The sequence below is a fragment of the Chelatococcus composti genome, assembly GCF_014201415.1.
In the GTDB taxonomy this organism is placed as follows: domain Bacteria; phylum Pseudomonadota; class Alphaproteobacteria; order Rhizobiales; family Beijerinckiaceae; genus Chelatococcus_A; species Chelatococcus_A composti.
The window spans coordinates 1-6,206 of sequence record NZ_JACHEH010000018.1 but is presented as its reverse complement, the minus strand read 5'-3'; the positions used below and the strand labels follow the sequence as shown (position 1 = coordinate 6,206).

6 protein-coding genes are annotated in these 6,206 nt (G+C 62.9%); all 6 read left to right on the top strand.

The annotated features are described in order from the left end of the window. The coding region (locus HNQ73_RS17845) for a hypothetical protein (protein ID WP_210305401.1) at positions 1 to 235 on the top strand (235 nt) is incomplete at its 5' end. Between the two features lie 499 nt (positions 236 to 734). Further along, on the top strand, positions 735 to 1,871 hold the full coding sequence (locus tag HNQ73_RS17695; RefSeq protein WP_183336746.1) for a helix-turn-helix domain-containing protein: 1,137 nt from the start codon (positions 735 to 737) through the stop codon (positions 1,869 to 1,871). A gap of 184 nt (positions 1,872 to 2,055) precedes the next feature. Then, positions 2,056 to 3,627: a serine hydrolase gene (locus tag HNQ73_RS17690; protein ID WP_183336744.1), complete on the top strand. Its 1,572-nt coding sequence runs from the start codon at positions 2,056 to 2,058 to the stop codon at positions 3,625 to 3,627. Positions 3,628 to 3,702: 75 nt separating this feature from the next. Beyond that, complete coding sequence (locus HNQ73_RS17685) at positions 3,703 to 5,274, top strand: S10 family peptidase (protein WP_183336742.1); 1,572 nt, start codon at positions 3,703 to 3,705, stop codon at positions 5,272 to 5,274. Positions 5,275 to 5,423: 149 nt separating this feature from the next. Then, positions 5,424 to 5,759 carry a helix-turn-helix domain-containing protein gene (locus tag HNQ73_RS17680; RefSeq protein ID WP_183336740.1) on the top strand — a complete coding sequence of 112 codons (336 nt, stop codon included), beginning with the start codon at positions 5,424 to 5,426 and terminating at the stop codon, positions 5,757 to 5,759. Further along, positions 5,756 to 6,206, top strand: a 451-nt coding sequence (locus HNQ73_RS17675) for a HipA N-terminal domain-containing protein (RefSeq protein ID WP_183336738.1), incomplete at its 3' end; no start/stop codon positions are given. The genes HNQ73_RS17680 and HNQ73_RS17675, both read left to right, overlap by 4 nt.

Genomic DNA, 6,206 nt, shown 5'->3' with positions numbered 1-6,206 from the left:
GGTCTACCTGAGGGACGTGCTCACGCGGCTGCCACTACAAAAGAACCATCAAAATGGCCGAGCTGCTGCCGCACAACGGGAAGCCGCAGGGCTGAACATTCGTCCGACAAACGCCGTGCCGGTCAAGGTGTATTTCCCGGACGCTTACAAACTGCCCACAATCGATCGGGAACCGCAAGCGCTGCAGGCGTCAAGGTGTGTTTACCGGACGCTAACGAGCAACAATTGCCTCTAGGCCAAGAGGGGAGACAGCCTGGCCAGGACCTCTTCCATGATGTGCTCTGGCACGGAAACTGCGAATCCTTTCGTATGGGCAAAATCCCCTCCGCGCGTGATCGGGAGCACGATGGGGACGCCGGTCAGCCGGTTGAACTTGCTTGGTGAAACGATCAGGGACCTGTCGGGCGCCCTGTTGTTCGTGGCCTGCCGTTTGATCCAGTGAAACCAGGTAGATGTGGCCACGTTCCATCACAGCAATTCTCTACCACAGTTTACCTGACGTAAGCGACGACACTCGGGCCCTGAATCGAGTGCAGTACCGCGCGGCGGTTCGATGTGTGCCGAACGGACAGCGACCAACCCCGGTTGACCCCCGGCCTGAATAACGATAAACATCTAATACAAATCGTTTCGACACAATTAATCTCATCCAGGTGGGTGCCTCCAGAATTTTGCCAGGAGGAGGGCAATGATCCGGGGGCAGGCGTGCAAACGTACTTGAGCGTGACGGCCCCATGGGTCGACTTCAGCACACACCCGCGCACGACTCAGATCTTGCCGAACTTTCTGCCGAGCCCGGCGTCCACCCATTCGCTGCCGGGCGGCCCGACAGGCTGGTTTTCCAGCAGATCTGTACCGAGCGTTTTCCGCCCGAACAGCGTTACGACTACTGGCGCAGCACCGTTATCCGGGCCGCAATCGCAGATGCGCCATCGCCTTCCCAGCGCCACGATTTCCGGGCCACGATTCTGTCGCTTGCCGATGCGCTGAGCGAACTTCACCTTGCGAGTTTCGACGGGTTCAGCGCTCGGCGCTCGCGGGCTGCGGCAAGGCGTGAAGACGGCGAGGATCCATGCCTGATCTGGTTCCGCTCGGGCGCGGCGATGATGGAACAGGAAGGCGATGCCCCGTTGCGCCTGGCTGACGGCGACTTCATGCTGTTCAACCCGTTGCGTGCGACCACGGTGGCATTCTCGCAATCGGCCGTCGTCCAGATCGATCTGCCGCGGCGCGCGTTGCTGGAACGCTTCGGTACGATTCCGGATGCCGCGAACGTCGCGAGGGCCCTCAGGGCTTCACCCATGGGGCTGATGCTGCGTGCCCAGCTGGACGCGCTGTCACGGATTCTCGCCGAACTGTCGCCGAGGGAGCAGATGGCTGCCCTGGGGGCCACGGAAGCCCTGGCGTTGACCATACTCGAAGCCGTGCTCAGCAGCGCCAGCGACCCTGCCGGAGTGTGGGACGGGGGTGAGAGCCCCGACCCCCGGCGCCTGGCGCTTTTCACGGCGGCCCAGCGCTACATCGATCGCCATCTTGCCCATCCGTCGCTGGATGCGGCCACCATTACGCAGGCCCTGGGCTGCTCGCGTTCCACTCTTTATCGTGCCTTCGCCGACCGGGGGCTGGGGATCAGCGGCTACATCCGCGAGCAGCGCCTGCAGCGTTTCCGGGCGCTGTTGCAGCGGGCGCATCCGGCAATCCCCATTGCTGATCTGGCGGCCCGTTGCGGCCTTTACGATGCGCCCAATCTCAGCCGGCTGTTCCGTGCCCGCTTTGGAATGTCGCCTTCGGAGTTTCGTGCGGGCGGCGCCTTGCGCAATGCGGCACAGACTCACCTGAAACCCAGCCAGGGTGAAACGAAAGCCGAATGACCGGGACCTTCCGGGAGGCGGCTACCTGGGTGACACGGAATGATGACCGCGTGAGACGCGGGGATTACCGGCTTTCGAAGCCGCATTGCAATAATCTGCGCAGGATTGTTCTGCGTGGAGACCTGCGGCCATGCCTATTCTTGCCCGACATGCATCATCAACCCGAAACGCTTACGGGTGGGCCGTGGGGCTCGCACTGGGCCTGCTGGCAAGCATTCCCACCGAGGCGTCGAACATGATCCGGCGCGCCGATGTGCAGGCGGTCGTACCCAGGATCGAAGCACATGTCCGCAAGACCATGCAGGAATGGAACACGCCGGGGCTTGCCGTGGGCATTGTGGCCGAGGATGAGCTCGTCTATGCACAGGGGTTCGGCGTGCGCGAGGTGGGCGGTACGGCGCCCGTGACGCCCGAGACCGTGTTCCAGATCGGTTCGACCACGAAGGCTTTTCTTGGCGTGACCCTGGCCATGCTGGTCGACGATGGTGCGCTCGATTGGGACGACCGTGTCATCGACCATGCTCCCGGCTTCCGGCTGATGGATCCCTGGGTGACCCGGGAGTTCCGCATCCGCGATCTGCTGGCGCAACGCAGCGGCCTTCCCGCCTATGTGGCCACGAACATGATGACCTATGGGTACGACGCCGATGACATCATCCGGGCTCTGGAGCATTTCCGTCCCGTGTCGAGCTTTCGTTCGAGCTTCGCCTACCAGAACGCGTTTCACCTGGTCGCCGGGCAAATTGTTGCGCAGCGCAGCGGGGCGCAGGCGTGGGCAGACGTGCTCAGAACGCGTCTGCTCGAGCCGATCGGCATGACCTCGACCAGCGCGACGGCAGACGGGCTGCGACAGGCGTTCGAGCATGCGAGCGGACATCGGTCCGATACCGAGGAGAATGTGGTCGACCCCCTCGGCATGTTTCCCTACAACGCCGAAGGCGCCGGGGGGCTGAATTCCAGCGTGCGCGATCTGGCCCGCTGGCTCCGTCTCCACCTCAATGGCGGTGTGCTCGACGGCACCCGCGTGATCAGCCAGGCGGAGTTGCAAGAAACCTATGCGCCGCTGGTGCTCATTACCGGTCCCATGCATGAGCTGTTGCGGCTGGGCGATAGCGATCTGATCTCGTACGCAACCGGCTGGATCGTGCATAGCACGCCCGAGGGCCGCGTCATCGAGCATGGGGGCGGCACGACCGGTTTTGTCTCCTACGTAGGGTTCGACCCCGACCGGCGTTTCGGTGTGGTCGTGCTGGTCAACCAGTCCGTCACGTTCGGCAACGGGATTGCTGCGCCGCTGGGCCGTTACATCATGGATGCCTTGCAGGGTCGGCCCGAGAGTGATTATGCGGCGCAGATTCTGGCGGCCACGCGCAAGGCGTTGGCCGAAGAACGCGAGCAGGAGGCGCTGGACGCCCGCTACAGCCTGCCGCCCGAAGCGCTGGAAGCTTATACGGGCCGGTACGAAAGCCCCGTGCTCGGGCAGATCGAGATCGTGCGCGATGCGGACGGAACGCTGGGGTTCGAGCTGGGGCCGCAGCGCCTGGCCGTCAGGCTCGAGCCCCGGCCGAACGACGTGTTCATCGCCACGATTCCCGCCGTCGTGCGCGACGGGGACCCGTATACCGACCGGGTCAGGCTGCACTTCCAGAGCGACGAGACCGGCCGCATGGCGCAGATTCACTGGCTGGGTGGCACCGATCAAGCCGGGCAGCCGCCGTTCCGGCGTGTCGATACCAGCGACGCCGGGACGCGCTGAGCCGCTGTCCGGCACGGGCGGTCTTGATTGCAGCATGCGCCGATTTGCTGTCGAACGAGAAAAGGAGGGCTTGTCTTGCGTTACGCAGATTCTTCTCTGAAGGCGTGTGTGGTGTGCGCCCTGTTGATGTCGGCATGGGCGGTGCCGGCGATGGCCGAAACGGCACAGCCGGCCACTTCCCACCCTGCCGGCGTGCCGGAAGAACGAATCGTGACCGCCGACGGCAGCATCACCATCGATGGCAGCACCCTCGACTACACGACTACGGCCGGCACCTTGCTCGTCAGGAAGCAAGACGGCGAGCCGGACGCCGAGCTGTTTTACATGGCCTATACCCTCAAAGACGCCGATCCGCTGACGCGTCCCGTGACGTTCATCTGGAACGGCGGCCCCTGTGGTGCGACCATGCCGATGGATGTGCTGGGTTTTGGCCCGATGCGCTACGACGTGGCGGCCAACCCCGAGACCCGCGCGCCGTTCATTGCGAAGCCCAACCCGCACACACTGCTCAAGCAAAGCGACCTGGTCTTCATCGACATGATCGGAACGGGCTATTCCCGCGCTGTCGGCAGGGCGAAGAACAGTGACTTCTGGGGAGTCGACCCCGACGCGGATGTGACGACGCGTGCCATCGAGCGCTATCTGACCCTGAATGAGCGCTGGCAGTCACCAAAGTTCATCCTCGGAAACTCCTATGGCACCACCCGGGCATCGGTCGTGGCCAACATGGCTCAGGCGCGCGGCATTTCGCTCAATGGGGTGATCCTGGTGGCTTCGGCACTGAACTTCGGGGCGTTCTCCTATGGCATGGACCACGTCTACGTGGTCTCGGTGCCGACGTATGCCGCGATTGCATGGCATCACGGACGGACGGCGCACCAGTCCAGGCACCTGCGAGAGTTCCTTGACGAGGTCATGGCCTTTGCCCGCGGCCCCTACGCTGAAGCCCTGTACGAGGGCAATGCGCTCAGTCCCGCGAAGCGCAGCGAGATCGCATGCAGGCTCGCGGGCTACATCGGCCTGGATCCGGCCTACATCGAGCGGGCCCACCTGCGGGTGTCGGCGGTCCGTTTCCGCAAGGAGTTGCTGCGCGACCAGGGTCTGGTCATCGGGCGTATGGACGGGCGTGAGACGGCGACGGACTTTGACAGTGCCGGGGAGGAGCCCGAGGGCGATTATGTGTTCTTCCGGAACGTGTTCATTCCCGTGGTCTCGATCCTCAAGGAAAACCTTGGCCGGCTCGGTTACAGGGAGGACGCGGAATACATGATGGGCAACTGGGAGGCCGGCAAGACCTGGAACTGGAAGCACCAGCTACCCGTGATTGCGGGTATTTCCAAGCGCGAGATCGAGGAGGACGTCAACATCTTCCCGCAGAATACCTGGGTGGGCGGAGACCTGGGCGCGGCGATGCGGGCCAATCCTGCCATGAAAGTGTTGCAGATTCACGGGTATTTCGATCTGGCGACGCCATTTGCCTGGGGGGATTACGATCTCGCCCACATGACCTTCGATCCGGAACTGCGCAAGAATGTGCGCGCCGAGTACTACGAGGCGGGGCACACCATGTATGTTGACAACGAGGCCCTGGCACAGATGGCACAGCACCTGGAGTCGTTCTACCGGTCGGCGACAGCGCATCCGTGACGTTTGCGGCCAGAGAATTTCGCGTGCCTGCCCCTAAAGATAATAATAGTTATCTATTAACAAGTGTATGATAATGATCGTTATCTTATTGGCTTGACCAGCTGATGATGATATCCTTGATCATCTTTATATATTAAAAGATAATGATCATGATCAGATTGCTCGAGCAACTGGTGCAGGCTCGGCAGGCGGCAGGCATCACGCAAGCTCAGCTCGCGGAGCGTTCGGGCCTCAGCCGCATGGCCGTGCAGAAAGCCGAATCTGGCAACAGCGACCCCCGACTGTCTACCCTCGAAGTCATGGCCAGGGCTCTGGGCATGGAGCTCATGCTCGTGCCCGCTGCCTTGCGCGCCGAGCTGCAGCAGTTCGTCCAATCGGGTGGTCGGCTGCTGGGGCAGCGGGCGGGCATCGAGGCCCCGCCTTCGGTGGTGGAAGAAATCGTTCAAGGTTCGCGGGCGGTACAACGGCGCGGGCGCAAGTCATGAGCACCTTCATCCGCTATCTGCGGGTGTATCTGCATACCGTAGAGGGGCAGAGGCGCCCTATCGGGTATCTGTCGCAATACGGCGACATCCTTCGAGTCTTGTTCGACCGTGACTATATCGACGACCCGCAGCGGCCTACGCTCTCCCTCAGTTACCAGGGGACTGACGACGCGGCGACGCGCGCCATTCTTTCCGCGGCGCGTGATGCCCGTTTGACGAGGGCCGATGGCAAGTGGCCGAGCTTCTTCCAGAATCTCTTGCCCGAGGGCCACAACCGTGATCGGCTGGCTCGTGAGCGAGGGTGTTCGCCGGACGACGAGTTCGAGCTGCTGGCGGCCGCCGGCCATGACCTGATGGGTGCCCTGGAAGTTGAACCGGTGCCGGCTGATGAGGGTGTGCCGCATGCAGTACGTCTATGGCACACGGCACTGGGGCTGGACGTGCTTG